Source organism: Halomonas sp. KM-1, assembly GCF_000246875.1.
GTDB lineage: Bacteria > Pseudomonadota > Gammaproteobacteria > Pseudomonadales > Halomonadaceae > Halomonas > Halomonas aerodenitrificans.
On the sequence record NZ_BAEU01000106.1, the window covers coordinates 41,937 to 67,036 of the forward strand.

At 65.4% G+C, this 25,100-nt stretch carries 24 protein-coding genes; 18 read left to right on the top strand and 6 right to left on the bottom strand.

Going from position 1 to position 25,100, the window contains the following annotated elements:
• Nucleotides 1–103: 103 nt before the first annotated feature.
• From B8115_RS11025 to B8115_RS11085, 13 genes are all read left to right on the top strand, one after another.
• Entirely contained in the window at nt 104–307 is a 204-nt protein-coding gene (locus B8115_RS11025) for a Flp family type IVb pilin (protein WP_010627852.1), read from the top strand.
• A gap of 69 nt (nt 308–376) precedes the next feature.
• Nucleotides 377–904: a prepilin peptidase gene (locus B8115_RS11030; protein ID WP_010627853.1), complete on the top strand. Its 528-nt coding sequence runs from the start codon at nt 377–379 to the stop codon at nt 902–904.
• A 21-nt stretch (nt 905–925) separates the two neighbouring features.
• Complete coding sequence (locus B8115_RS11035) at nt 926–2,320, top strand: ATPase AAA (protein ID WP_010627854.1); 1,395 nt, start codon at nt 926–928, stop codon at nt 2,318–2,320.
• Nucleotides 2,317–3,147 carry a Flp pilus assembly protein CpaB gene (gene cpaB, locus B8115_RS11040; RefSeq protein WP_010627855.1) on the top strand — a complete coding sequence of 277 codons (831 nt, stop codon included), beginning with the start codon at nt 2,317–2,319 and terminating at the stop codon, nt 3,145–3,147. Before B8115_RS11035 ends, cpaB begins: the two co-directional genes overlap by 4 nt.
• Nucleotides 3,148–3,222: 75 nt before the next feature.
• The gene (locus B8115_RS11045; RefSeq protein ID WP_202949077.1) at nt 3,223–4,845 is read left to right on the top strand and encodes a type II and III secretion system protein family protein; all 1,623 of its coding nucleotides are present in this window, start codon (nt 3,223–3,225) and stop codon (nt 4,843–4,845) included.
• 28 nt (nt 4,846–4,873) lie between these two features.
• Complete coding sequence (locus B8115_RS11050) at nt 4,874–5,173, top strand: hypothetical protein (protein WP_010627857.1); 300 nt, start codon at nt 4,874–4,876, stop codon at nt 5,171–5,173.
• 102 nt (nt 5,174–5,275) lie between these two features.
• Nucleotides 5,276–6,463 carry an AAA family ATPase gene (locus B8115_RS11055; RefSeq protein WP_010627858.1) on the top strand — a complete coding sequence of 396 codons (1,188 nt, stop codon included), beginning with the start codon at nt 5,276–5,278 and terminating at the stop codon, nt 6,461–6,463.
• Between the two features lie 26 nt (nt 6,464–6,489).
• Nucleotides 6,490–7,851 (top strand): CpaF family protein, encoded by a 1,362-nt coding sequence (locus tag B8115_RS11060; protein WP_010627859.1) that lies wholly within the window; start codon nt 6,490–6,492, stop codon nt 7,849–7,851.
• Nucleotides 7,842–8,828, top strand: a complete 987-nt coding sequence (locus B8115_RS11065; RefSeq protein WP_010627860.1) for a type II secretion system F family protein — start codon at nt 7,842–7,844, stop codon at nt 8,826–8,828. Before B8115_RS11060 ends, B8115_RS11065 begins: the two co-directional genes overlap by 10 nt.
• Before the next feature lie 13 nt (nt 8,829–8,841).
• Nucleotides 8,842–9,822 carry a type II secretion system F family protein gene (locus tag B8115_RS11070; protein ID WP_010627861.1) on the top strand — a complete coding sequence of 327 codons (981 nt, stop codon included), beginning with the start codon at nt 8,842–8,844 and terminating at the stop codon, nt 9,820–9,822.
• Nucleotides 9,823–9,858: 36 nt separating this feature from the next.
• A complete protein-coding gene (locus tag B8115_RS11075; protein ID WP_051004628.1) occupies nt 9,859–10,809 on the top strand; it encodes a lipopolysaccharide assembly protein LapB in 951 nt (316 codons plus the stop codon).
• Nucleotides 10,810–10,872: 63 nt separating this feature from the next.
• Nucleotides 10,873–11,325 (top strand): TadE/TadG family type IV pilus assembly protein, encoded by a 453-nt coding sequence (locus tag B8115_RS11080; protein ID WP_010627863.1) that lies wholly within the window; start codon nt 10,873–10,875, stop codon nt 11,323–11,325.
• Between the two features lies 1 nt (nt 11,326).
• On the top strand, nt 11,327–12,592 hold the full coding sequence (locus B8115_RS11085; protein ID WP_010627864.1) for a TadG family pilus assembly protein: 1,266 nt from the start codon (nt 11,327–11,329) through the stop codon (nt 12,590–12,592).
• A 68-nt stretch (nt 12,593–12,660) separates the two neighbouring features.
• On the opposite strand, the gene B8115_RS11090 is transcribed toward B8115_RS11085, so the two are convergent.
• Complete coding sequence (locus tag B8115_RS11090; protein WP_010627865.1) at nt 12,661–13,587, bottom strand: DNA-binding response regulator; 927 nt, start codon at nt 13,585–13,587, stop codon at nt 12,661–12,663.
• 227 nt (nt 13,588–13,814) lie between these two features.
• Nucleotides 13,815–14,786, bottom strand: coding sequence for a tripartite tricarboxylate transporter substrate binding protein (locus B8115_RS11095; RefSeq protein ID WP_010627866.1), 972 nt, complete (start codon nt 14,784–14,786; stop codon nt 13,815–13,817).
• A gap of 158 nt (nt 14,787–14,944) precedes the next feature.
• Here B8115_RS11095 and B8115_RS11100 point away from each other — a divergent pair, with 158 nt between their 5' ends.
• The 4 genes from B8115_RS11100 (at nt 14,945) to B8115_RS11115 (ending at nt 19,271) form a co-directional block, all read left to right on the top strand.
• A complete protein-coding gene (locus B8115_RS11100; RefSeq protein ID WP_026038053.1) occupies nt 14,945–16,150 on the top strand; it encodes an NAD(P)/FAD-dependent oxidoreductase in 1,206 nt (401 codons plus the stop codon).
• Nucleotides 16,151–16,276: 126 nt separating this feature from the next.
• The gene (gene egtB / locus B8115_RS11105) at nt 16,277–17,590 is read left to right on the top strand and encodes an ergothioneine biosynthesis protein EgtB (protein ID WP_010627868.1); all 1,314 of its coding nucleotides are present in this window, start codon (nt 16,277–16,279) and stop codon (nt 17,588–17,590) included.
• Nucleotide 17,591: 1 nt separating this feature from the next.
• A complete protein-coding gene (gene egtD / locus B8115_RS11110) occupies nt 17,592–18,557 on the top strand; it encodes an L-histidine N(alpha)-methyltransferase (RefSeq protein WP_010627869.1) in 966 nt (321 codons plus the stop codon).
• 63 nt (nt 18,558–18,620) lie between these two features.
• Nucleotides 18,621–19,271: a COQ9 domain-containing protein gene (locus B8115_RS11115; RefSeq protein WP_010627870.1), complete on the top strand. Its 651-nt coding sequence runs from the start codon at nt 18,621–18,623 to the stop codon at nt 19,269–19,271.
• Between the two features lie 110 nt (nt 19,272–19,381).
• Here the strand turns inward: B8115_RS11115 and B8115_RS11120 are convergent, their stop codons facing one another.
• The 4 genes from B8115_RS11120 to B8115_RS11135 form a co-directional block, all read right to left on the bottom strand.
• Entirely contained in the window at nt 19,382–19,720 is a 339-nt protein-coding gene (locus tag B8115_RS11120) for a YqjK family protein (RefSeq protein WP_010627871.1), read from the bottom strand.
• On the bottom strand, nt 19,701–20,102 hold the full coding sequence (locus tag B8115_RS11125; RefSeq protein ID WP_010627872.1) for a phage holin family protein: 402 nt from the start codon (nt 20,100–20,102) through the stop codon (nt 19,701–19,703). The genes B8115_RS11120 and B8115_RS11125 overlap by 20 nt, the downstream gene beginning before the upstream one ends.
• Entirely contained in the window at nt 20,102–20,434 is a 333-nt protein-coding gene (locus tag B8115_RS11130; protein ID WP_010627873.1) for a YqjD family protein, read from the bottom strand. Before B8115_RS11130 ends, B8115_RS11125 begins: the two co-directional genes overlap by 1 nt.
• A gap of 79 nt (nt 20,435–20,513) precedes the next feature.
• Nucleotides 20,514–21,530 carry a phospholipase A gene (locus B8115_RS11135; RefSeq protein ID WP_010627874.1) on the bottom strand — a complete coding sequence of 339 codons (1,017 nt, stop codon included), beginning with the start codon at nt 21,528–21,530 and terminating at the stop codon, nt 20,514–20,516.
• 137 nt (nt 21,531–21,667) lie between these two features.
• Here B8115_RS11135 and mscK point away from each other — a divergent pair, with 137 nt between their 5' ends.
• A complete protein-coding gene (mscK, locus tag B8115_RS11140; protein WP_010627875.1) occupies nt 21,668–25,093 on the top strand; it encodes a mechanosensitive channel MscK in 3,426 nt (1,141 codons plus the stop codon).
• Nucleotides 25,094–25,100 lie beyond the last annotated feature (7 nt).

Consider the following 25,100-nt stretch of genomic DNA (forward strand, 5'->3'; position numbering starts at 1 on the left):
AACCGGTTTGTAACGACGATGCTGAGTCACGTGAGCCGGGGCAAAGGCGCCGGACTCTGACAACAGAAGGCTTGGATAAGCAACCTGAAATGGGAGAAAGACCATGAGCAAGCTGATGCAGGGTGTCGTGCGCTTCTGGCGCGAAGAAGAGGGCACCGAGGTGGTGGAATGGGCCTTGGTTGGGGGGCTGGTGGTGGCAGTGGGAGCAACGATATTTATTACCATCGGTGAGAGAGCCGCTGAATTACTTGGTGATCTCAATGCGGCTATCAGTGGTGGTGGTGGTGGTGGTGGAGAAACTCCTTAATAAGTCATATCTAGTATGGCGCCGATAAGGATGTTGGCGCCAGATTATTTTTCGGTAAGGTGGAAAGACATGATCGAGATAGGCGCCATACCTTTGGTGATTGTTGCGGCCTTGAAAGATGGCCAATGCCGTCGCATCCCCAACACTCTTATTCTGGCCGGGGCCGCCGTGGGGTTTCTGCTGCAGGGGTGGGCAGCGGGAGCCAGCGGCGTCCTGGCCGCCACCTACGGGTTGCTGGTCGGTTTGGCCATTTTGCTGCCGGGTTATCTGATGGGTTTTACCGGCGCCGGGGATGCCAAGCTGATGGCGGCGATAGGTACCTTTCTCGGTCCTGTTGGTGTATTTCAAGCAGCGCTTATCAGTATTTTATTCGGCGGAATTATCGCCATGGTCTTTGCTTTAAGTGCACTGATTCATCGCCAGTCTGTTTCTCCTTGGGGGCGCTATGCGCTCATGATGCGCACCCTGGTGGTGACCGGAAGGCCACTCTATATCCCGCCCGCCGAGGGTGAGGTGATGGGCAAGAAATTCCCTTTTGCCGTTTCCATTGCCCTGGGCACCACTGCCTGGCTCGTCTGGCAGTGGTCGCTGGTGTGATCGGAAATCGAAGAGAGGAGCATGGGCGTGGATACGAAACTTGACATTGCAGATGGCGAAGGTGCAGTGCCCCTTGGCGCGTCCACGGCCGCCGCCGATGCCCTTCCGCCGCGTCCTGCCAGCGTCGAGGAGACCGGGCTCTCGCCCCTCTACCTGATGGACCTGCTCTCCAAGCAGCTGCTCGAACAGGGCGTGCTCGATCTGCACCAGCTCAGCCGCGGCGCAGCCCTGGCCGGCAGCGTGGTGGAGACGCTATGCCACCTGTTGCGCCGGGAGGGGCGCGCAGAGGTGCGCGGCCAGGGCGAGAGCGGCGCACTGCGCTTCGGCCTCACCGAACTGGGCCGCGCCGCCGCCATGGAGGCGCTGATTCGCGACGGCTATGCCGGGCCGGCACCGGTGCCGCTGGAGCGCTACACCGCTCTGGTGCGCGCCCAGGCCCTGAGCGAGGTGGGGACCACCCGCGACGAGGTGCGCCGGGCCTTCGCCGATACCGTGGTCGACCCGATGCTGCTCGATCAGCTCGGTCCGGGTCTGCACTCCGGCAGGGCAATGTTCGTCCACGGCGAGCCGGGTACCGGCAAGAGCTACATGGCACGCCGCCTGGCACGCCTGCTGCCCGGCGAGGTGCTGGTGCCCCACGCCATTCTGGCGGGGGGCAAGGCGGTGCGCTGCTTCGATCCCTCGGTGCACAGCCCGCTGGCGATGCCTGGAGCCGGGAACACCGGCGCGGCGCTGCTGCTGGCCGAAGGGCACGACCCGCGCTTCGTGCGCTGCCGGCGGCCCTGCGTGGTGACCGGGGGCGAGCTGAGCATGGAGCGTCTGGAGGTCCAGTACGACCACGCGACCCACATTCATCAGGCGCCGATCCAACTGCTGGCCAACAACGGCATGCTGGTGATCGACGACCTGGGCCGCCAGCGCATGGCGCCCATGGAGCTGTTCAATCGCTGGATCGTGCCGCTGGAGGAGCGTCGCGACTTCCTGGCGCTGGCCAACGGCTACCACTTCAGCGTGCCCTTCGACGTGGCGCTGGTGTTCTCCACCAACCTGGACCCGCTCACGCTGGCCGATGCCGCCTTCCTGCGCCGCATCGGCTACAAGATCCGCTTCGCTCCGCTGAGCCGCGAGGCCTACCGGGAGATCTGGGCCCGCCAGTGCCGGGAAAGCGGCATCGGCTTCGACCCGACCCTGGTCGATTTCGTCATCTATGAGCTGCATGCCCGTCTCGGCGTGCCGCTGCTGGCCTGCCACCCCCGCGACCTGCTGGGGCTGGCGGGGGACCACCTGCGCTACTGGGGCGGCGAATCCCTCGACCGCGAGGTGCTCGCCTGGGCCTGGCAGACCTACTTCGGAGACTTCACGAGCGATGACCGCACAGGCGGTGACGCCCACACGAGCGGGAGGACCGCGTCATGAAGAAGAAAGGCATTGTCACGATGTTCTGCGTCTCGCTGCTGATGGCCGGCGGTGCAGCGCTGATCGCCATGAGTTGGATGCAGGAACAGAACCAGGAGCGCGATGCCCTGACCGAGGCCGGTCAGGTAGTGGTGGCGGCGCTGCAGATTCCCTTCGGCACCACGGTGCAGGCCAGCGACCTGCGGGTCATGCGGTTGCCGCCGGAGTCGGTGCCGCCGGGCAGCTTCGACGACATCGAGCGCGTGGTGGGACGAGTCAGCAACCAGGTGATCTACGCCGGCGAGATTTTGCATGAAGGGCGTGTGGCCGAGCACCTGGGCGGAAGCGCCCTGGCGGCGCTGCTCGACCCCGGCAAACGGGCCATGAGCGTGCGGGTCGACGACGTGGTCGGGGTGGCCGGGTTCCTGCTGCCGGGCAATCGGGTCGACGTGGTCTCCTCCCGCAACAACGGCAACGGCACTCGCAACAGCGTGGAGTCGAGAACCGTGCTGCAGAACCTCAAGGTGCTGGCGGTGGACCAGATCGCCTCCCAGGAGCGCGACGGCCCGGTGATCGTGCGGGCGGTGACCCTCGAGGTGGACCCCACCCAGGCGGAGACCCTGGTCAAGGCCACCCAGGAAGGCAAGGTGCAGCTGACCCTGCGCAATCCGTTGGACCAGGAAGAGAAACCCGACCTGCTGGCGGCCCAGCGCGAACTGCTCAACGTCGAGCCGCCGCGCGCAAGCTATGCGCCGCCGCCACCGCGTGCGGCCCCTGCGGCTCAGCCGCAGCGCCAGGTAATGGTGATTCGCGGCACCGAGGCCAGCACCGTGAACGTGCGCAACTGAAACGCAGGGAGCGCAGCAATCCGGGCTGGCGCCGGGTCGGCCGAAGCCTATCAGAACAGGCAGGGGAGAAGCGTCATGAGCATACAAGGCGAGGGGTGGGGAGCGGCGGTGCGGAAGGGAGCGGCGCACACGAGAACGGCATGGCGGGAAATGGCATGGAAGGGGTGGGCGCTGGCGGCGTGCGCCGCCCTGGCGCTGAGCTGGGCGGCAGCGCTGCAGGCCCAGGAGAGCACGCGTAGCGTCGCCATGCCGGTGGAGGGGCGCACGGTGTCGGTGGCGGTGGAGTTGAACAAGGCCCAGGTGCTGCAGTTCCCCCGCGCGGTGCGGGTGGTGTCGGTGGGCAATCCCGAGATCGCCGACCTGGTGGTGATGGGCTCGCGTCAGCTCTACGTGCTGGGCAAGTCCACCGGAACCACCAACGTGGTGCTGTGGGATCAGTCGGAAAACATCCAGGGCACCCTCAACGTCACCGTGACCCACGATCTTGAAGCGCTGAAGGGCCATTTGCACGCGCTGCTACCGGACGAGAACATCCAGGTGCGCTCGGCCCAGGACAGCATCGTGCTCAGCGGCGAGGTCTCCAGCGCCGAGCGGCTGGATACCGCGCTGCGGCTGGCCATGCGTTTCGCCGGTGGCGGGGAGGATGCAGTTCTCAACCTGATGCAGGTGGGCGGGGCCAACCAGGTGATGCTGGACGTCAAGGTGGCGGAGGTCTCCCGTTCGCTGATCAAGCGGCTGGAGGCCAACTTCAACGTCTTCAACGTCGGCTCGTCGGCGCTCAGCTTGGGAGCGGTCAGCGGTGGAGCCACCTTCCCCGATGCCATCTTCCAGGGGCCGGGCGGGGATTTCCGTCTGCCGGTGTTCCAGAACGGCACGCGAACTCCGCTGGGGCCGATGGTGCGGGAGTTCTCCCCCGCAGTGGCCAGCATCGAGGACACCGGTATCTTCGCCAGCTACCAGCGCAGCGACTACCTGCTCAACCTGGTGCTGGACGCGGCCAGCCGCGAGGGCGTGGCCAAGATCCTCGCCGAGCCCAATCTCACCACCCTCACCGGGCAGCAGGCCCAGTTCCTGGCCGGCGGCGAATTTCCCATTCCGGTGCCCCAGGGCAACGGCCAGGTGGCCATCGAGCACAAGGAGTTCGGCGTCGGCCTGAGCTTCCTGCCGGTGGTGCTGGATTCCGGCTCGATCAACCTGCAGGTCAACGTATCCGTCTCCGACCTGGTGCCGGCCAACAGCCTGCGGGTCGGGGTGGGCGATCAGGTATCGGCGCAGTTCTTCGTACCGGCACTGGTCAAGCGTAGCGCCAGTTCCAGCCTGGAGCTGGCCTCGGGCCAGACCATCGCCATCGCCGGCATGCTCAACGAGAGCCTGCGCGAGAACGTCTCCAAGTTCCCCGGCCTCGGCGACCTGCCGGTACTGGGCGCACTGTTCCGCAGCCAGGAGTTCATCAAGGAGCAGACCGAACTGGTGATCTTCGTCACCCCACGGCTGGCGCGCTCCTTCGCGCCTGAGCAGGTGCGGCTGCCCACCGGTTCGTTCGTGGCGCCCAGCGACCTGGAGTTCTATCTGCTCGGTCGCTTCCAGGCCCGTGACGAAGACGGCGGCTCGCGGCCCCGCCCCAGCAGCCTGGATCTGGAACTGATGTCGAGCCGCCGTGCGGGCGGCACCGAGGGCCGCTTCGGCCATGACCTGTGAACCGAACGCCACGACGGAGGTGTCCGCCATGTTCCCACTGAATCCTTTTGCCGGCCTCGGCCATGCCACTCATCGCCCGCTCGCCCGTGGCATCCGGCTGGCAGCCCTTGCCACCGCCGTGGGGCTGGCGGGCTGCGCGGCCCAGCCCGGCGCCGATCTGCCGCCCTTCGGCGACACGGTGCAGCACACCAAGCGGTTGCAGACCTACGAACCCGGTGATGACGCACCGGCCCTGGGGGGCGCCAAGGCGGCCGAGTCGATGCGCAACTACCGCAGCGGCGGGGCGGGGCAGCAGTCGCTGCCCATGAGCTCCAGTTCGCTGCCTTGAGCGTTTGCCGGGCGCAAGGCGCACAGCGAGCGGAAACGCAAACAACGGTGCCGGTCGGGCGACCGCCGGCAAACCAAGGCTGACGACCAACGGGTATTCGCCATGCTGACACGGCTCGAGATACGGCTGGTGGGGCGCTCCAGGGCAGACATGGAGGCGCTGGAAGCGCTGCTGCGCAGCCAGGGTGGCATCGACGTCACCCTACGGCAGCTGATCAACGGAAACGTCGATCCGCTGGAGGACGTAGAGACGCTGCCCGACGCGCTGGTGCTGATGGTGGGAGAGTGCTGGGAGGCGGAGCTGCTGGCGCTGTGCGAGCGTCCCGTCGGCGAGCGCCCACCGCTGTTGGTGGTCGGCCCCAAGGGCAACGTGGAGCTGATTCGGTTGGCCATGCGTGCCGGTGCCCGGGACTACTTCTCTCCGCCCATCGACGACGGCGAGATCGGCCGCTTCCTGCGTGAGATCGTCCGCGACCGCCGCGAAGAGCAGGCACTGCCGGCGGCAAGCCTGACCGCAGTGATCAATGCCAAGGGCGGCTCCGGCGCCAGCCTGGTGGCGGCCAACCTGGCCCATCGGCTGGCGGTGGAGGGCAAGGAGTGCGCCCTGGTCGACATGGACGTGCAGTTCGGCTCGCTGCCGCTTTATTTCAACCTGACCCCCGACCACGGGCTGGTCCAGGCGCTGGACGCCGCCGACAGCCTCGACAGCCTGGCCATGTCGGCCTATGTCCAGCAGCACGAGAGCGGCCTGGGCCTGCTGGCCTCGTCGCCGGAAGACCGCGTGAGTCTCGCCGAGGTGACGGAGATCCGGGTCGAGCAACTGCTGCACGTACTGGGCCAGGATCATGAAGAGGTGGTCGTCGATCTGCCGCGCTGGATCAACGGTGCCACCGCCTGCGTGCTCGAGCGCGCCGACCGCGTGCTGATGGTGATGCAGCAGAGCGTGGCGCACCTGCACGACGCCCAGCGCCTGCGCGACATCCTGATTCACGAGCTCGGATTGCCGCCTGCGCGCCTGACTGTGGTGGTCAACCGCTACGACAAACGCAACGAGGTGTCGTTGGGTGCCATCGGCGATGCCCTGCCGCGGCTGCCGATCCATACCCTGCCCAACGACTACCGTCATGCCAGCCAGAGCATCAACGTCGGCAGCCCGTTGATCGATCTGGCCCGCAAGGCACCGCTGACACGCGCCATCAAGGCGCTGGCGCTTGCCTTGACGACACCGCGCGAGCCGCCGGCGCCTGCCCGGCGCTGGTCCCTGCGGCTGTGGAATCGCACGCAACACTGACCCTTGCTGACGTCCGGGAGGCGGCCATGAACTTTCGCGAACGCATGACCAATGGAGATGAGGAGCGTGGCTGGGGCGGCCGCGGGCTGGCGGGCGTGAGCCTGTCGCCCCCAGAGCAGGAGTGCAAGCAGCGGCTGTTCCGTCAGTTGGTCAAGGTGATGGACCTGGCGCTGCTCAGCAGTCTGGAGGAGCGCGAGGCTCGCAGCCAGGTGCAGCAGGTGTGCGAGGCCTTGATGAGCAAGGAGTCGCTGCCGTTCAACGCGGCCGTACGCCAGCGCATCGTCAGCGAGCTGCAGGACGAGGTGCTGGGCCTGGGGCCGCTGGAGACGCTGCTGGCCGACAAGACGGTCTCGGACATCCTGGTCAACGGCACCAACCCGATCTACGTGGAGCGCCGCGGCAAGCTGGAACAGACCCGGCTGCGCTTCGACAGCGACCAGCATCTGATGACCATCATCGACCGTATCGTGTCCAGCGTCGGGCGGCGTGTCGACGAGTCCTCGCCGATGGTCGATGCACGGCTCAAGGACGGCTCGCGGGTCAACGCGGTGATTCCGCCGCTGGCCATCGACGGGCCGATGCTGTCGATCCGGCGCTTCGCCGTGGACCGTCTCACCGCCGAGAATCTGATCGCCCATGGCAGCCTCTCGCCGGTCATCGCCCAACTGCTGGAAAAAGTGGTCAAGGCGCGGCTCAACGTGCTGGTCTCGGGCGGTACCGGCGCCGGCAAGACCACGCTGCTCAACGTGCTGTCGGGTTTCATTCCGGCCGATGAGCGTATCGTCACCATCGAGGACTCCGCCGAGCTGCAGCTGCAGCAGCCCCACGTCGGTCGGCTGGAAACGCGTCCGCCCAACATCGAGGGGCGTGGCGAGGTGACCCAGCGTGATCTGGTGCGCAACAGTCTGCGCATGCGACCCGACCGCATCATCGTCGGCGAGGTGCGTGGCGGTGAGGCCTTCGACATGCTGCAAGCGATGAATACCGGTCACGACGGCTCGTTGACCACCATTCACGCCAATACCCCCCGCGACGCCCTGACCCGGATCGAGAACATGGTGGCGATGAGCGGCTACCAGCTGCCGCCTCGTGCGCTGCGCTCGCAGATCTCCTCGGCCATCGATCTGGTGGTCCAGGTGGAGCGCCAGGAGGACGGCGTGCGGCGCCTGGTCAGCGTGCAGGAGGTCAACGGCCAGGAGGGCGAGATCATCACCATGTCGGAGCTGTTCCGCTTCGAGCGCGAAGGCATCGACGAGCATGGCCGGGTAGTGGGGCGCTTCATGGCCACCGGCGTGGTGCCGGGCTTCTACGATCATCTCAAGCGTCGCGGCCTGGATCCTGGGCTGGAGGTGTTCCAGGTGGGGGGAGGCCAGCGGTCATGGGTCTGAACGTCAACCTCTCCGACGAGGCGATCTTCATCGGCATGATCTTCATTGCCGCCTTCCTGCTGATGCAGAGCTTCCTGGTGCCGACGTTCGGCGAGAACCGCAAGGCGCAGAAGCGGCTGAAGAAGCGCCTGCATGCCATTTCGGCCAGCGCCGATCACGGCAAGGCCTCGCTGGTGCGGCGCAAGTACCTGCGCCAGCTGTCTCCGCTGGAGCGGGCGCTGGAGGCGCTGCCCGGCATGGCCCGGGTCGAGCGGCTGGTCGAGCAGGCGGGGCGCGAGACCCCGGCCTACCGGGTGGTGCTGCAGAGCCTGGGACTGGGCGGCATGTGCGGCACGGTCGGCTTCCTGCTGCTGCCGCAACCCCTGCTCGGCGTGCTGTTGGGGGTGGGCGTGGCGACGCTGCCGTTCATGCACCTGCAGCGCCTGCGCAGCCAGCGCCTGGCGCGTTTCGAAGAGCAGTTGCCCGACGCCCTGATCATCATGGCTCGCGCCCTGCGTGCGGGGCATCCCTTCAGCGACGCCATGCACCTGGTAGCGGAGGAGATGGCCGATCCCATCGCCGGCGAGTTCCGTACCACCTTCATGGAGATCAACTACGGCGGCGAGGTGCGTACCGCCATGCTGGGCATGCTGGAACGGGTGCCGAGCGTGACCGTGATGGTCTTCACCACCTCGGTGCTGATCCAGAAGGAGAGCGGCGGCAACCTTGCCGAACTGCTCGACGGTCTGGCCGCGGTGGTGCGCGACCGCTTCCGCTTCCAGCGCAAGGTACGCACGCTTTCTGCCCAGGGGCGCATGGCGGCCTGGATCCTCTCGCTGCTGCCGTTCGCCCTGGCCGGTGTGCTCACTCTAGTGTCGCCGAACTTCCTGCCCATGCTCACCCAGGACCCCGTGGGGCGGCAGATGATCGCGGCGTCATTCTTCATGATCGTGGTCGGCATCCTGTGGATGCGCCGTATCGTGCGTATCGACGTATGAGGAGGAAGCCCGCATGAACGTTTCAACCGCTTGGCTCGAAAGCGTCAGTGGCCTGCTGAAGGACCCTCAGGCCATGCAGCTTGGCTTCGCCGCACTGCTGGGCATGGCCGTTTTCAGCCTGATGGTGGCGCTGGTGCTGCTGGTGATGGGACTGTCGGATCCGCTGCGGCGGCGGCTCAAGCATCTGGAAGCCAGCGCTGAGGTGGCCGGTGGGCATGGCAAGGCGGATGAGAGCGGGCTGGTCCAGTGGCTCGGGCCCATGGGCGAGAAACTGATTCCAGAAAAGGATGAGGTGCGCAGCCGGATCGCTACGGAGCTGCGCCATGCCGGCAAGCGCTCGCCATCGGCCGTCAGCCTGTTCTACGGCATACGCCTGCTGCTGACCGTGGTGCCGCCACTGCTGGTGCTGCTGCTGATCATCCCATTCGTGCGCCTGCCCCCGATGGTGGCGGTACTGCTGCTGATCATCCCGGCCATCCTCGGCTACCTGCTGCCGCGCTTCTGGCTGGAGCGGGCGATCAAGCGGCGCACTCAGCAACTGCGCCGCGGCCTGCCCGATGCCCTCGATCTGCTGGTGGTGTGCAGCGAGGCCGGCCTGGGGCTGGGCGCGGCGATTCAGCGGGTGGCCCGCGACCTGGAGGTGAGTCACCCGGAGCTGGCCGACGAGCTGCACCTGTTCGGCATGCAGACCCGTGCCGGGATGGACAACAAGACCGCACTGCGTGACCTGGAGGAGCGCACCGGGGTGGAGGACATCCGCGGCCTGGTGACCACGCTGCTGCAGAGCATGCGTTTCGGTACCAGCATCGCCATGACCCTGCGCCTGTTCGCCGTGGAGCTGCGCGACAAGCGCACCCAGGAGGCGGAGGAGAAAGCCGCCAAGGTCAGTACCAAAATGCTGTTTCCCTTGATCTTCTGTGTCTTTCCCAGCTTCTTCGTGGTGGCTTTGGGGCCGCCGCTGCTGGGTGCGGCGGCCGCCCTGGCGGGGCGCTGAGTCGGCCAATGTCATCAACGAGTGGGAGGGATTGTCATGAAAATCACTACACGATGCCGTGCGGCCTGCGCCGTTGCCACGCTGTCCCTGGCACTGGCCGGTTGCGCTGCCACCGGAGGGGGTATGTCCCAGGAGAGCGACGTCTACGGTGCGCTGGGCGCCGGTGGGTCGTCGGTCGCCTATGGTACCGCCTTCCCGGTGGGGTCTCCCGAGGAGGCCTACCGCAACGGCGAGGCCGCCCTGCGTGCCGGCGACGCCGATCGCGCGCTGTTCGAGTACCTGCGCGGGTTGCGCATGGAGCGGCGCCCCCAGGCCGAAGCGTTGTACCGGGTCGGCATCATCCACCACGGTCGCGGCAACCATGAACTGGCCGACATGGCCTATCGCTGGGTGCTGGAGATCGATCCGCGCCATCCCGGTGCCGGCACCGCGCTTGGCATCATCCTGATCCAGCAGCGCGACTATGACCAGGCCGAGCGGTTACTGGCGCCAATCGCGGCGCGGCGCGATGCACCCTGGCAGACCCACAACGCCCTGGGGGTTATCGCCGACATGCGCGCCGACCACGCCACGGCACAAGGCCACTATGCGCGGGCCCTGGAGACGAACCCGAGAACGCCGCTGGTGCTCAACAACCAGGGCTACTCACGCTACCTGGCCGGCGACCTGCCGGGGGCGCGTCAGGCACTGCGCCAGGCGCTCAACGCCAATCCCAACTATGACCTGGCCTGGCGCAACCTGGGGCTGGTGCACGCCCGCGAGGGCGACTACGACACCGCCATCGAGGCGGTGGCCAGAGGCGGCGACCGGGCCAAGGCCTACAACGACATCGGCTACATCTCGATGCTCGAGGGGCGCTATCAGGATGCCCTGGGCTTCTTCGAGGAAGCCATGCGGCTTTCGCCGGCCTACTACGTCACCGCCAGCGAGAACGCCCGCAGTCTGGATCAATTGATCCGTCGTAATGGAGGCGAGGTCATCAACTGATCGCCCGGGCAGCGTTCCGGCATCGTCATGACCGGAGCGCTTCCCGAGCAGGGAGGGCCAGGCATGAAAGCAATACGCTCGGCGCGCCGGCAGCGCGGCTCGGAGGTGGTGGAGTTCGCGATTTCGGCGGCACTGCTGTTCATCCTGCTGTTCGGCATCATCGAATTCAGCGTCGCGCTGTTCGACAAGGCAACGCTGACCAACGCCAGCCGCGAAGGAGCCAGAACCGGCATCCTGTTCCGGCCCGAACCGCGCGACAACGGGAACGAGAACGCCGCCATCGAACAGGCCATCCGCAACTATGCCGAACAGTACCTGATCTCGCTGGGCGGGCCGGCGAGCATGACCATCGACATCCAGCGCATCGACCGCAACGGCAACGGCCGCTTCGATTCCGGCGACGAGATCGTGGTCAGCGTCGACTACCCCTACCAGTTCCTGCTGCTGCCCGGTTTCATCGGTACCCTGGGCAACGTGCTCGAACTCAATGCCACCACCGTGATGAGGGCGGAATGAGATGAACGTTCGCAACGTAAGGCGCGGCCGTTACGGCTCGCCGCAGCGCCAGCGCGGGGTTTCCATCGTGCTGTTGGCCGTCGGTCTGTTCATGCTGCTGGCCTTCACTGCCCTGGCGGTGGATGGCAGCAATCTCTACGTGGCCAGAAACGAGCTGCACAACGCTGCCGATGCCGGCTCCCTGGCCGGCGCTCGGATGCTGTATACCGCCGATGGCAGCTCGGTCAATGCGGATGCCAACCAGATAGCCACCGATGCGGCCATGGCCAACGACAGCCAGAAGGAGGCAGTCGAGGTGTTGAGTGCGCTGCGTGGCCACTGGAGCTTCGCCACGCGCACTTTCACCCCAAATGACTCCCTCGATCCGGTGGATCTGTTCGGTCGTACCGCCGAGGATCTCGATAGCGACCCCAATTTCATCAACGCCGTGGAAGTGGTGACGGCCCGCCAGCAGAGCCAGGTGGCGGCCTTCTTTGGGCGTATCTTCGGCTTCGAGGGCTACGACGTGACGGCGCGCTCGGTGGCCTACATCGGCTTCGCCGGTAACCTGCGCCCGGAGGACGTGGACCAGCCCATCGCCTTGTGCCGACAGGCGCTGGTGGACCCTTCGGGCAACTACTCATGTAGCGTGGGCCGCTTCATCCCCGAGGGCGACCAGACCGGTGGCTGGACCAATTTCAAGCACAATCACAGCGGAGCATCCAGCGCCAGCGAGCTGAGGTCGTTGGTATGCGGCGATGGCAACCCCAATGAGCTGCGCTTCGGTGAGAACATCGCCACCAACAACGGTCAGGTCAACTCAGCCTTCGGCGATCTCTATGACTGCTGGGTGGAGAAGACTGGCAAGCAGAGCGTCTGGACCCTGACGCTGCCGGTGATCGACTGCGATTCGGGTGTTGCGCCGAGCAATCCGCTGATCGGTGCCGTGACCGTCAACATCGTATGGATGAACGATCAAGCCAACCAGATCGACCAGCGGGCGCCCCAACAAATGCAGCTGCCGCCGGAAAACAGCGGCGGCACCTCGCCAGGCACCTGGAGCCATAGCAGTACCAGCGGCGTGGATCGCTGGAACAGCTTCGTGAATACCTTCAACTTGCGCAAGGCCAATGGGAGCATGGCCCACTGGAACTCTCAGCCACAGCAGAGTGGCTGGCAGCAGAAGAGCATCTACTTCCTGCCCAGCTGCAGCTATCACGATCCCAAAGGTCAGACGGGGGGCGAGAACTTCGGCATTCTGGCGCAGATACCCGTCCTGGTGGATTAGTTGGTGGGGCAGTCACACTGGCGCCGGCGAGAGCCGGCGCCATCGTTTTCGCCTTGTTCTCCCGTGGCTCAGGGCGAGACTACCTGAGGGCAGGTTGAGTCTTGCAGTTGGTTGGTGCTGATCAAGGGGCGAGAGGCCGGGGTCAGCTTGTCGTAAGGATTTATCGGCATCGGTTCCACTACAGCGGCGCTGGCGGGTGGCTGAAGGTGCAAGCGCTGACGGTAGTGTGTCGGCGTATGGCCGACATGCTTCTGAAAAGTTCGCGTGAAGTAGGAGAGATCGCGAAAGCCGACGCTGAAGCAGACATCGGTGATGGACGTGCGAGGATTGGCCAGCAATCGCTTGGCTTCGTCGATGCGCCGCTCGAGCAGGAATCCCTGGAAGGTGTTGCCGGTGAGCTTGCGAAACAGTCGGCTGAGTTGAAACGAGGTGATACCGCACTGCGCTGCCACTTCCGCCTGGGCCAGCTTCTGGTACAAATGCTGCTCGATATAGCTGATGGCCCGCTCCAGTTGGATCTGCTGGCTGCTGGTCGTGCAGCAGCGCAAGCGCGCTTCGGGCGGAATCCTATTGACGACGGCGGTCGCCTGTTTACGTTCTTGCGAGCCGGGATTGAGCGATCGTAACTGAGCAAGGCTGGCCACCACGCCTATGAACCTGGCCAGGTCGACGGGCTGTACGAAGTAGTCCCAAACTCGAGTGCGAAAGGCCCACACCGCCAGGCTTTCCGAGTGTGCTTGGGTGATCATCAGCAGGGGCACCGAGGCCGCGTGCTGCTTGGCTTGTCTGAGATCGGTAAGGCCCTTCAGGTCAGGGTAGTCATACTCGAAGCAGGCAACGATGGGGGGATTAGAGAGCAGAATCGGAAGCGGGTCCTGCTCTGCCCCGACGAACTCGATGCGATAACCCTTTTGCCTTAGTGCAACCACATAGTCTCTTTCTTCAGGCTCATTCAGTGTGCGTAATACGATGAGTACGTAGGCGTGAGCGGACATGAGCGGTGTCCCTCCTGAGTCCCTTGCGTATGTTACTTTATGTGTTTTAGTTCTTGAGGCCTACTTTGCTCTTGTTTATTAGTAATGTCGGCGTGTAACCTTTTGTGATGGGTTGTCTTAGCCAATGTAATAGATGGCGAGGAAATATCTGGGTGATATTTCTCAGGCTGAAGTATTACTTTTCTAGTCAATAAGACCGGCTCCGAGGAGCCGGTCTCGTGGGTCAGTCACTCTTCCACGCCGCCCATCTCTTCGATCAGTGCGGCGAAAGCATCGCGCTGCTCGTATAGGGTGTCGGTGAGTTCTTCCTCGTTCATGTACTGTACCGGCAGCAGCAAGCGCTCTTCGGTCACTTCGATGAAGCGCTCGTCCTGGGTGGCCGCCTCGAGGGCCTCGGCCAGCCGCTCGGCACGCTCATCGGATACGTCATGCGGCAGCACGGCCATCAGGATGTCGCCCGGTGTGATGTCGTAGCCGGCTTCCACCAGGGTGGGGGCATCGGGAAATGCCACCAGGCGATCGGCAGCCAGGCTCAGCAACACCGGCATCTCGCCGCTGTCGGCATAGCCCGAGTGGGTGCCGCCGCTGTAGGCGAAATCGACGTCGCCGGAGAGAATCAGCGGTGCCATGCCGGCGCCGCCTTCGGTAGGCACGATGCGCAGATCGAGTCCTTCCTGTTCGGCAATATAGTCAATGATGAGCCGGTCCTGAGCGGTCTGGGTGGCATAGCTCACGCCAGGGTTCTCGCGCGCGTATTCCACCAGCTCCTCCCAGCTGTCGCCGAAGGGGCGATTCTCGCCGGTGACGAAGCCGGCCTGGGCCAGGGAGACCGCACCGACATAGCGGAAATCGTCCAGCTCATAGTCGGTCTCCATCGCCAGCGGGGCGAAGGTCAGCGGCGAGGAGGGGCCATAGAGGAAGGTATAGCCATCGTCGGTATTGTTGGTCAGGCGGGTCAGGGCCACTCCCATGCCGGCCCCGGGCTGGTTCACCACGTTGACCGGCTGGCCCAGTTCCTCTTCCAGCACGTTGGCCAATACCCGGCCCTGGATGTCGGTGCTGCCGCCCGCGCCGAAGCCGATCACCATGGTGAGCGGCTGGCTGGGAAAGTCGTCGGCATTTACGGCAGTTGCTCCTACGGCCAGCAGTGATGCCAGGGCAACGGAGCTGGTCAACAGTGCCTTCTTCGGATACGTCATCGTCAAGCCTCTAACTTATTGGAATGATGTTTCTTCTGTTGGCTCAGTAAACCTAGCACACTAACGAGGCGGCGATCCTCCCGCCGTGGGTTTGCCCGCTTACAGCTGCTAGAATGCGCAGCTTCGAAGTGGCAACCCGGTGGGCGACGCAGGTGAGCATGCAAGCGGATGTGGTGGTGATCGGCGCGGGCGCCGCCGGACTGATGTGTGCTCTCACGGCGGGCTACGCCGGGCGGCGTGTGCTGGTACTCGACCATGCCAACAAGCCTGGCAAGAAGATCCTCATGTCGGGCGGCGGGCGCTGCAACTTCACCAATCTGGCCACCGGCCCGGCCAACTTCTTCTCTGCCAATCCACACTTCTGCATTTCGGCGCTCAAGCGCTACCGCCCCGAGCACTTCGTCGAGCTGGTGGAGCGCCACGCCGTGGAGTACGTGGAGAAAGCGCCGGGCCAGCTGTTCTGCGCGCATTCGGCCAAGGAGCTGCTCGACGTGCTGCTCACCGAGTGCGAGTGGGCCGGGGTGGAGCTGCGCTTGAAGACGAGCGTGGAGCGCATCGAGAGAGCGGGAGAGGGCATGCGGCTGGCCACTTCGGCGGGCCGCATCGAAGCGGGCGCGGTGGTGATCGCTACGGGCGGACTCTCGATCCCCACCATGGGCGCTACCGGTTTCGGCTATGACATTGCCCGTCAGTTCGGCCTCGGCGTGACGCAGACGCGTCCGGCACTGGTGCCGTTCACCCTGACCTCGCAGTGGAAGGAGCGGGCGGCCGAGCTGGCCGGGGTGAGCTGCGATGTGGCGGTGAGCGCGCTACGCGACGGCCGGCGTCTGGGGCCGGGGCGGCAGCGGCGCTATCGTGAGCCTATGCTGTTCACCCACCGCGGCCTTTCCGGCCCCGGAATGCTGCAGATCTCCAGCTATTGGCAGCCCGGCGACGAACTGGAGATCGATCTGCTGCCCGGGCTCGAGATTGCCGACGCGCTTGCCGAGGCACGCCAGGCGGCACCGCGGCGTCAGCTCTCCACCTGGCTGGGCGAGCGCCTGCCGCGCCGTCTGGCCCAGGCGCTGGTGGAGTGGCACGGCGAAGACCCCACCCTGGCCGAGCTCTCCAACTCCCGCATCGAGGCCTGGCAGGAGCGCCTGGGGGCCTGGCGGCTCAAGCCCGCAGGAACCGAGGGCTGGCGTACCGCCGAGGTGACCTTGGGCGGCGTGGACACCACGGCGATCTCATCGAAGGACTTCAGCGTCGACGGACTGCCGCAGCTGCGCTTCATCGGCGAAGTGCTCGACGTGACCGGCGAGCTCGGCGGTTACAACTTCCAGTGGGCCTGGGCCTCGGGGGTGGCCTGTGGGGGCTCTCTGTAGCAATTGAAGGGAACGCGACAAAACCTTACCTAACGTAACCGGTGGCCTGGGGCAGCCTTGCTACGCTGGATAGAACTGGTCGTCTGGATGGTTCGTCACGGATGTGGCTCGTCACAGGAGTGCGCCATGCCCCCCTTAGCTCATGAGTTGGCCTCCCCCCAGCAGTTGGATACGCCCGATACCCTGCACACCAAGGAGTGGCTGAGACGCTACCAGCGCATACGCCAGGCATCGGAGCGGCTGTGCGAGCCGCTGTGCACCGAGGACTACGTGATCCAGAGCATGGATGACGTCAGCCCGCCGAAGTGGCATCTCGCCCACGTCACCTGGTTCTTCGAAGCGTTCATTCTCGTTCCCTTCCAGCCCCGCTACCGACCTCTCGACCCCATCTACGACCACCTCTTCAACTCCTATTACGAGACTCACGGCGTGCCCTTTCCGCGGCCGAATCGCGGCACGCTGTCGCGCCCCACGGTGGCCGAGGTGTACCGCTTCCGTGCCCATGTAGATGCGGCCATGATGGAGCTGCTCGAGTCGCCGCCACCCGAGCATGCCGAGGAGATCGTCCGCCGCGTCGAGCTGGGGCTGCACCATGAACAGCAGCACCAGGAGCTGCTGCTCATGGACATCAAGCACATCCTGGCCCAGAACCCGCTGTGCCCGGCTTACCGCGACGACCTGGCGCCACCGCCGACGGAGCTCCCGGGCGAGCTGGCCTGGCTCGAGCATGCCGACGGCGTCCGCGAGATCGGCCACGACCTGCAAACGGGCTTCGCCTATGACAACGAAGGGCCAGTGCACCGGCAGTTTCTCGAGGCGTTTCAACTGGCCAATCGCCCGGTGACCAACGCCGAGTTCCTGGCCTTCATCGAAGACGGCGGCTATACCCGCCCGGCGCTGTGGCTCTCCGATGGCTGGCAGCAGGTCGGCCAGGCCGGCTGGCAGGCGCCGCTGTATTGGGTGAAGCGCGAAGAGGGCTGGTACCACTACACCCTGGGCGGACTGCGGCCGGTCGACCCGCAGGCGCCGGTGGTGCACGTGAGCTTCTTCGAGGCCGATGCCTATGCGCGTTGGGCCGGGGCGCGGCTGCCGAGCGAGGCGGAGTGGGAGGTGGCGGCCCGGGACGCATCCATGGGCGGCAATTTCGTCGAGAGCGACCACCTGCAGCCGGTGGCCGCCGCGGCGCGGGGCAGTGCCGCGGCTCAACTGTTCGGCGACGTATGGGAGTGGACCGGCAGCGCCTACAGGCCCTATCCGGGATTTCGGGCGCTGCCCGGCACCCTGGGCGAGTACAACGGCAAGTTCATGTCGGGACAGATGGTGCTGCGTGGGGGCTGCTGCGCCACGCCGAGCGATCACATTCGCCCGACCTACCGCAACTTCTTCCCACCCCACGCCCGCTGGGCGTTCTCAGGTTTCCGCCTGGCCAGGGAGGCATGACATGGACCCGTTCGTCACTTTTCACGACCAGCACTCACCGGCGGCGGCGGGTTCGCTGAGCCAGGAGCTGATGGTTGGGCTTGCCGCCACGCCGAAATACACCTCGCCCAAGTTCTTCTACGATCGCCGCGGCTCGGAGCTGTTCGACGCCATCTGCGAGCAGCCCGAGTACTATCCCACCCGCACGGAAGAGGCGATTTTGCGTGCTGCCGTAAGGGAGATCGCCGAGGTGGTGGGGCGCGACGCGACCCTGATCGAGCTGGGCAGCGGCGCTAGCCGCAAGGTGCGGCTGCTGCTCGAGGCGCTGCATCCGGCCTGCTATCTGGGCGTGGACATTTCACGGGACTTTCTGCTCGACAGCACGCGCCGCCTGGCCACCGACTACCCCTGGCTGGAGGTGCATGCGGCCTGCGCCGATTTCTCGCAGCCGATGTGCTGGCCCGAGGGGCTGTCGGGAGAGCGTCCGGTGGCGTTCTTTCCCGGCTCGAGCATCGGTAACTTCACCCCCGCAGAGGCCGAGGCGTTCCTGGTGGGGCTGGCGCAGCTGCTCCCACCCGGCGGCGGGCTGTTGATCGGTGTCGACCTGATCAAGGATCGGGCGATACTTAACGCCGCCTACAACGATGCTGCCGGCATCACGGCGGCCTTCAACCTCAATTTACTGGAGCGGCTGCGCCGTGATTTCGAGGCCGAGGTGGAGCCGTCGCGGTTTCACCATCTGGCCTTCTACAATGAAGTCGAATCGCGCATCGAAATGCATCTGGTGAGTCGCTGCGACCAGGCCATTCGCTTGGCCGAGGAGCGTTTCTTCTTCGCCGAGGGCGAGAGCCTTCACACCGAAAATTCCTACAAGTACAGCGTGGCCGGATTTGTCGAGCTGGCGGGGCGCGCCGGGTTCGAGCCGTGTGCGCATTGGACCGATCGCGATGCGCTATTCTGCATCCACTATCTGGAGCGGGCGGCCTGATGGCGTCACCCGTAAACCGGGCTATGCTGCAAGCAGAACCATGCTGGAAGCCGAGGGCCACCCATGACCATGATCGCGATCCAGGACTCTTCCCGGTCCGAAGCCTCTGCATTTGCCGATCTCGTCGTCGACGAGGCCGTGCGTCAGGCCGAGGAGCGCGGCTGGCAGGCGGTGCGGCTCTCGGATGTGGCACGCAACCTGGAGCTGCCGATGTCAGTGGTGCTGGAACGCTTTCGCGACATGGATGCCGTCGCGAATGCGTGGTTCCAGCGGGGCTGGCGCGCCATGCTGGCGGAAAAGCCGGAAACCTTCGATGACTGGCCGGAGCGGGTGCGCATCGAGCACTGCCTGCAGGCCTGGTTCGACACCTTCGCCGCCCATCGCCGGGTTACCGTGCAGATGCTCAGGACCAAGGCGCATCTGCCGCATCCGCACACCTGGGTACCGTTGGTGTTCGATCTGTCGCGCACCGTGCAATGGCTGCGCGAGGCGGCACGTCTGGAAGCCCGCTACGGCACGCGTCGCGCTCAGCTCGAAGAGGTGGTCTTGACCAGCCTGTTCGTGGCGGCGCTGGCGGTGTGGGCAAGGGATACCAGCGAAGGGCAGCGCAAGACGCGTCAGTTCATCGACAAGCGCTTGAAGCGTGGCGAGAGCTGGATGCGATGGGTGCCGAGCGGGGGAAAGCATAGGCATAGGGCCGAAGCGCAGCTCTAGGCTCTGCGAAAAGTGCCTTCGCTCGCCGACTTTTCGTACAAAGCCTAATCCGCCTTTCGAAGCCTAAGCCGCCCTTCGAAGCCCTGTTCCGTTTGACTAATCCTAGGTGCTCAGCGAACCCGCTCCAGCAGGTGCCTTGCCCGATGCAGCAGCAGGGCGCCGGCAGCGATTTGCCTGGTCAGCCGAACGAGCATACGAGGATGACGCAAGCCAGCGACCAGCAGGGCGCCCCCGGCCAGATAAGCCGCTCCCCGGTAGTGCTTGATGAAGGGCTTGAGACTCTCCAGCTGCTGCCAGCCGGCATTGAGCCCCAGGGTGCCGTGCTTCCAGCGCTCCGCTTCCACCAGCAGGTCGATACGCTGCCGTTCGATGGCGGCGATGAGTTCGGCCTTGCGCTGGGCACGGCTCGCGGCAGCGGGTATTGAGGCGTCAACGTTGCGGCGTGTCACGCGGCTCCTCCATCAGGTGACGGTCCAGCGCGAGCTGAGCCAGTGTCTCCTTGAGCAGGGTATGGCGGCGCGCCAGGCGCATGCCCCAGAGTGCCATGCCGATGCCGCTACCCAGCAGCACCAGAGCGCTGATGCCGATGGCGGCCAGGCGGTGGGTGTCCCAGAACAGTACCACCACCAGCAGGGTCAGCATGCCCAGGCCCAGCAGCAGCAGCAGCAGGCTGAGCCCGAGCATCAGCAGCAGCGTGACGAGGCGGGCGCGCTCCTCTTCGAGTTCGAGAACGGCGAGGCGCAAACGCGTCTCGCCCGTCGCCACCAGATTGGCCAGAATTCGCTTGGCGATGCTGAACAGGCGTTGCGCCGGTCCTTCGCTTGCAGCCATCAACGGCGTCCGATGAGCATGCCGATGACGACGCCCACCGCAGCGCCGATGCCGATGCTGGTCCAGGGATTCTCGTGCACGTAGCGGTCGCAGGCGTCGGCCTGCTGGTGCATGGTGTCGCGTGCTTCGCCATAGAGCCGCTCACCGCGGGCTTCGAGTCGGTCGCGGGTGTCCTTCAGCCGCTGTTCGGCGCGCTCGCGCAGTTCCTTGATGTTGCTGCGGGAATCGTCGGCGGTGGCGTGCACCAGCTCCTCGATGGTGCGGGTGAGCTGGTGCAGGTCTTCCTTGAGTTGCCGAGTGGTTTCATCGGTATGCGGGGTGCGCGTTGCCATGACAGTCTTCCTCTGACGATGAATGACAGCCTCAGCATAGCACTCGCTGATATGAGATCAACGCTGCTCCTGTGGCAAGTCAGCGCACGCCACCGGCGCCGGTGAACAGCGGATTGACGCTGAAGCCGACGCTGATGCGTTGGTTGCGGTGGTCATAGTCGATCATGCTCTCGCCGTACCCGTAGAAGTACTGGACATGGCCGCGGATGTTGCCGAACAGGGGCCAGGAGTAGTCCACCTGGGTGCCCATGTTGCCGGGGCTGGGGTTGCCGCGCACCATGACGCTGGCCTCCTGGTCGCCGTTGAAACGGCGCGCGACGGTCACGTCGCCATAGCCCCAGTAGCGGTCGATGTCGGGATTGTCGTCGTCACCGTCGGATTCGGGAATGCGCCAGTGGGGTGCCACTGCCACTGCCCAGTCGCCGCGTTGAAAGATGCTCTCCAGGTAGATGCGGTTCCAACTGCGCGAAAGCGGCATCGAGCGTCCGTTGGAGAGGTGATTGAAGGCCACCCGGTTGCGCGTGTTGGTCCAACCCAGGAAGCGCGAGGTGTTGTCGAAATCGACGAACACCTCAGGCTCGTAGTTGGTCTCGCGGAAGGGCGAGGAGGCATCGGTGTTGTAGGCCTGCCACCAGCTGCGCTGGGTGTAGGCGAAGTAGAGATCCCCGGTGGTGCCCAGGATGTCTTCGAGCAGGTTGACCTTGGCGCTGAACTGGAACTTCACCTCGAGATCGTTGGGGCTGCCGTCGGCATAGACGTCGCGAAAGGCCACCTGGTTAGGATGCGTGGTATAACTCAGGGGAAACAGGTAATTTCGCCGGTGCATGGTAATGGCCAGCGGGTTGCGCGTTGATTCCCGCTCCAGCTGACGGCGCTGGGCGATCTCTTCCAGCACGGGGTCATCCACCTCGGCATAGAGGGGGTCGTCCTCTGGTGGCAGAGCGTCGAGCTGAAGCCGCAATGCCTCCAGCTCGCCGCTCAACGCTTCGATGCGAGATTCGAGCGCTTGTCGCTGGGCATCGGCCTCGCCCATGGCGGAGGTGGGCAGCAGCCCTAGCACGGCGGCGCTGGCGAAAAGAAGGGAACGGATGGTCATGGAGGAACTCGAAGCGAGGCATTGAGCTTCCGTTTCTACCATGTCGCCTTGGCAAGTCAACTGCTGGCGCCGCTATTGTCATGTTATTGCACCAGTTGAGCCTCGTTCTGACGAGGGTCGCTGCTACGAGGAATTTCGTGAACGTCACGCTTTACTCCGCTGCCGGTATCTTCCGACGTGCCAGCCAGGCGCTGTGTCTACTGATCTGCTGTTGGATTCTGTTGATTACATCGGCGTTGGCGGAAGATGCCCTGCCCGAGCGCCAGGCAGTGGAAGAGCGCCTGGTCGAGCTGCGTCCCGAAGAGGGAGAGAGCCTGAGCGAGGCCGAGCAGCGCGATGTCGAGGCCCTCGAGGCGACGCTGCGTGCCCTGGAACAGCTGCAAGGGATCGAGGAGCGGATCGAGGGGCTGGAGCAGCGGCTCGAAAGTGCGCCCGCCGAGCTGCTGCGCCTGGAGCGGGAACTGCTGCAGGAAGAGGAGGCTGAGCTCGACCGCTCGATTGCCGAGCTCGACGACACGCCGCTGGATGAGCTGGAGTATCGCCAGCAGGAATCAGTGTTCGAGCTGCAGCAGCTGCAGGATCGCCTGGCCGACGTCAACTCCCAGTTGCTGGCGGCCCAGACGCTGCCGGAGCGGGCCCAGCAGGCCATAGCCGAGGCGATGCAGACGGCCGAGCGCACCCGCCGCGCCCTGGATGCGCTGGAGGCGCAGGGTGTCGGTGAGGACTCGCCCCGGCTGTGGCAGCTGCAAGTGGAGCGACGGCTTGCCGAGCGCACGCTCAGGCTGCGTCAGCGTGAGCTGGGCAGCAATACCCGGCTGCGGGAGCTGACCCAGCAGCGCCGCGACCTGATCACCCAACAGGTTGCGCGCAAGGAGTCCGAGCTGGCCCTGCTGCAGGGGGTGATCGACCGCCAGCGGCGCATCGCCTCGGAGCAGGCGATTGCCGATGCCGCTCGCGACGACCCCCTGCTCGAAGCCGGACACCCGGTGCTGGAGCGTGCTCAGAACGTCAACCGTGAGCTCAGCCTCGAACTGCTGCGGGCCAACGATCGTCACAACGGCCTGGTACGCGAGAGCCTGGCCATACGCAGTCAGCTCGATCACGTGCGTCAGCTACAGCGCAGCTTGAATGAACAGATAGAAGCCATTCGCGGCAGCCTGTTGCTGTCGCGCATTCTGCGCGAGCAGCGCCGCTCGCTGCCCCAGGTCGACCCCGGGCGCAGCCTGCAGGATGAAATCGCCGACCTGCGCCTGCGCCAGTTCGACTTGGTACGCCAGCGCGACGCCTTGCGCCAGAGCGAGCGTCTGGCCAATCAGCGTCTGGAAGAGGCCGGTGTCGAGGTCACTCAGGGGCTGGTGGAATCCTTGCAGGGGCTCTACCACTCGCGCCGTCAGCTCGTCGATCAGCTCGAACAGACCTACGGCAGCCTGCTGAGTGCGGCCATCGAGCTGCAGCTCAATCAGCAGCAGCTGCTGGAAACCACCCGTGAGCTGCGTACCACCATCGATGAGCAGCTGTTCTGGATCGCCAATACCCGACCTCTGGACCTGGCCTGGTTCCGCCAGCTTCCGGCGAACGTGGCCGACGAGTTGCAGCGCGGTGAATGGCGCGGCGTGCTGCCGGTGCACTGGCGTATGCCGGGAGTCGACGCCCTGTCCGGTGCGCCGCTGGTCTTCATGGCGGCCCTACTGCTGGGGCTGCGCCGCCGCATTCAGCGTCGCCTGGCCATGCTGCACGAGCAGATCGGTCGCCTGCGCAGCGACTCCCAGGCCCACACGCCCCAGGCGGTCGGCCTCAACGCTCTGCTGGCGCTTCCCGGCCCGCTGACGCTGGCCGGCATCGGCATTTCGCTATCGACCATCGGTTCGGGCATCGCCTCGGGCCTGGGGCAGGCATTCCTGCATCTGGCGCTGGCCTGGGGCTTCATTGCCTGGTCTCGTCGCCTGCTGGTGCGCGATGGCGTGGCGACCAAGCACTTCTACTGGCCTTCGGGCTACGTGGCGCGGCTGCGCTGGCTGCTGGGCTGGGTCGTGGTGGCCCTGGTGCCGGTACTGCTGGTTTCCACACTGGCGCTGGATGGCGAGATCGATCTCTCGTCGCGGCCCATTGCCTTGCTGTTGCTGATTACCGGCCTGCTGGCCATGAGCGTGCTGCTGGCCAGACTGATCATGGCCCATACCCCGTTCTTCGGCGTCAAGCTGTTCCGCCTGGTGCTGGGGCTGCTCATGGCCGGTGTGCCGCTGGTGCTGGCGGGGCTGATCGTGTCGGGCTTCGAATACACCGCCCTGAGCCTGATCGGACGCTTCGTCATCACGCTCTATCTGCTGGCGATGTGGATCCTGGTCGAGGCCACGGTGGTGCGCGGCCTGGCGGTGGCGGCACGCCGGCTGGCATTCAGGCGTGCGCTGATGCGCCGTCGTGCCCAGGCCCAGGAAGGCGCCGAAGGAGGGCTCGAAGTGGTAGAGGAACCGCCGCTGGACATGGAGCAGATCAACCAGCAGTCGCTGCGTCTCTCCAAGCTGATTCTATTGCTCGGCTTCGCCGTGCTGCTCTACCTGGTGTGGTCCGACCTGCTGACGGTGCTGGGCTACCTCAACGAGATTGCGATCTGGGAGGCCAGCGAGGGTGTCGGCGCTGAACTCGTCACCAGTGCGCTGTCGCTGGCCGACGTCTTCGCCGCGCTGCTGATCTTCGTGTTGACCCTGGTGATGGCGCGCAACCTGCCGGGCCTGCTCGAGGTGATGGTGCTGTCGCGGCTGGAACTCAAGCAGGGCAGTGCCTACGCCATTTCGGCGCTGCTCTCCTATGCCATCGTCGGCACCGGGCTGGTGGTGGCGCTGGCCACCCTGGGCGTGGCCTGGAGCCAACTTCAGTGGCTGGTGGCGGCGCTGGGCGTGGGGCTGGGCTTCGGTTTGCAGGAGATATTCGCCAACTTCGTCTCGGGGCTGATCATCCTGTTCGAACGGCCCATGCGTATCGGCGACACCATCACCCTGGGCAACCTCACCGGTACGGTGAGCCGGATTCGCATTCGTGCCACCACGGTGACCGACTTCGACCGCAAGGAAATCATCATTCCCAACAAGACCTTCGTCACCGATCAGCTGATCAACTGGTCGCTGTCGGACACGGTCACCCGGGTGGTGCTGACCTTCGGTGTCTCCTACGGCTCCGACCAGCGCCTGGTGCATCGTCTGTTGCGTCAGGCAGCGGACGAGAACCCGCGGGTGCTGGGCGATCCCGAACCCCAGGTGTTCTTCATGAACTACGGCGAGAGCACCCTCAACTTCGAGCTGCGCATCTTCGTCAATGCGCTGGGCGACCGGCTCTATGCCACCGATGAGGTCAACTGCCGGGTGGGCGAGCTGTTCGCCGAGCATGACATCGACATCGCCTTCAACCAGCTCGACGTATGGCTGCACCGGGCGGATGGCGAGGCCAGGAAGGTGCAGAGCCAGGCGCCGGGACAAAGCCTGACCTCCCATCATCCGCCGCCCGGCGCGGGGGGCGACCCAGGCGATATCGATATCGGCGGCAGCGACGGCGGGGATGGCGGACGCTGAGCAACGC

Excerpts from the sequence above, each read along its gene's own strand:
- B8115_RS11025 (WP_010627852.1), top strand. The coding sequence starts at position 104 with ATGAGCAAGCTGATGCAGGGTGTCGTGCGCTTCTGGCGCGAAGAAGAG.
- B8115_RS11030 (WP_010627853.1), top strand. The coding sequence starts at position 377 with ATGATCGAGATAGGCGCCATACCTTTGGTGATTGTTGCGGCCTTGAAA.
- B8115_RS11035 (WP_010627854.1), top strand. The coding sequence starts at position 926 with ATGGGCGTGGATACGAAACTTGACATTGCAGATGGCGAAGGTGCAGTG.
- cpaB (WP_010627855.1), top strand. The coding sequence starts at position 2,317 with ATGAAGAAGAAAGGCATTGTCACGATGTTCTGCGTCTCGCTGCTGATG.
- B8115_RS11045 (WP_202949077.1), top strand. The coding sequence starts at position 3,223 with ATGAGCATACAAGGCGAGGGGTGGGGAGCGGCGGTGCGGAAGGGAGCG.
- B8115_RS11050 (WP_010627857.1), top strand. The coding sequence starts at position 4,874 with ATGTTCCCACTGAATCCTTTTGCCGGCCTCGGCCATGCCACTCATCGC.
- B8115_RS11055 (WP_010627858.1), top strand. The coding sequence starts at position 5,276 with ATGCTGACACGGCTCGAGATACGGCTGGTGGGGCGCTCCAGGGCAGAC.
- B8115_RS11060 (WP_010627859.1), top strand. The coding sequence starts at position 6,490 with ATGAACTTTCGCGAACGCATGACCAATGGAGATGAGGAGCGTGGCTGG.
- B8115_RS11065 (WP_010627860.1), top strand. The coding sequence starts at position 7,842 with ATGGGTCTGAACGTCAACCTCTCCGACGAGGCGATCTTCATCGGCATG.
- B8115_RS11070 (WP_010627861.1), top strand. The coding sequence starts at position 8,842 with ATGAACGTTTCAACCGCTTGGCTCGAAAGCGTCAGTGGCCTGCTGAAG.
- B8115_RS11075 (WP_051004628.1), top strand. The coding sequence starts at position 9,859 with ATGAAAATCACTACACGATGCCGTGCGGCCTGCGCCGTTGCCACGCTG.
- B8115_RS11080 (WP_010627863.1), top strand. The coding sequence starts at position 10,873 with ATGAAAGCAATACGCTCGGCGCGCCGGCAGCGCGGCTCGGAGGTGGTG.
- B8115_RS11085 (WP_010627864.1), top strand. The coding sequence starts at position 11,327 with ATGAACGTTCGCAACGTAAGGCGCGGCCGTTACGGCTCGCCGCAGCGC.
- B8115_RS11090 (WP_010627865.1), bottom strand. The coding sequence starts at position 13,587 with ATGTCCGCTCACGCCTACGTACTCATCGTATTACGCACACTGAATGAG.
- B8115_RS11095 (WP_010627866.1), bottom strand. The coding sequence starts at position 14,786 with ATGACGTATCCGAAGAAGGCACTGTTGACCAGCTCCGTTGCCCTGGCA.
- B8115_RS11100 (WP_026038053.1), top strand. The coding sequence starts at position 14,945 with ATGCAAGCGGATGTGGTGGTGATCGGCGCGGGCGCCGCCGGACTGATG.
- egtB (WP_010627868.1), top strand. The coding sequence starts at position 16,277 with ATGCCCCCCTTAGCTCATGAGTTGGCCTCCCCCCAGCAGTTGGATACG.
- egtD (WP_010627869.1), top strand. The coding sequence starts at position 17,592 with ATGGACCCGTTCGTCACTTTTCACGACCAGCACTCACCGGCGGCGGCG.
- B8115_RS11115 (WP_010627870.1), top strand. The coding sequence starts at position 18,621 with ATGACCATGATCGCGATCCAGGACTCTTCCCGGTCCGAAGCCTCTGCA.
- B8115_RS11125 (WP_010627872.1), bottom strand. The coding sequence starts at position 20,102 with ATGGCTGCAAGCGAAGGACCGGCGCAACGCCTGTTCAGCATCGCCAAG.
- B8115_RS11130 (WP_010627873.1), bottom strand. The coding sequence starts at position 20,434 with ATGGCAACGCGCACCCCGCATACCGATGAAACCACTCGGCAACTCAAG.
- B8115_RS11135 (WP_010627874.1), bottom strand. The coding sequence starts at position 21,530 with ATGACCATCCGTTCCCTTCTTTTCGCCAGCGCCGCCGTGCTAGGGCTG.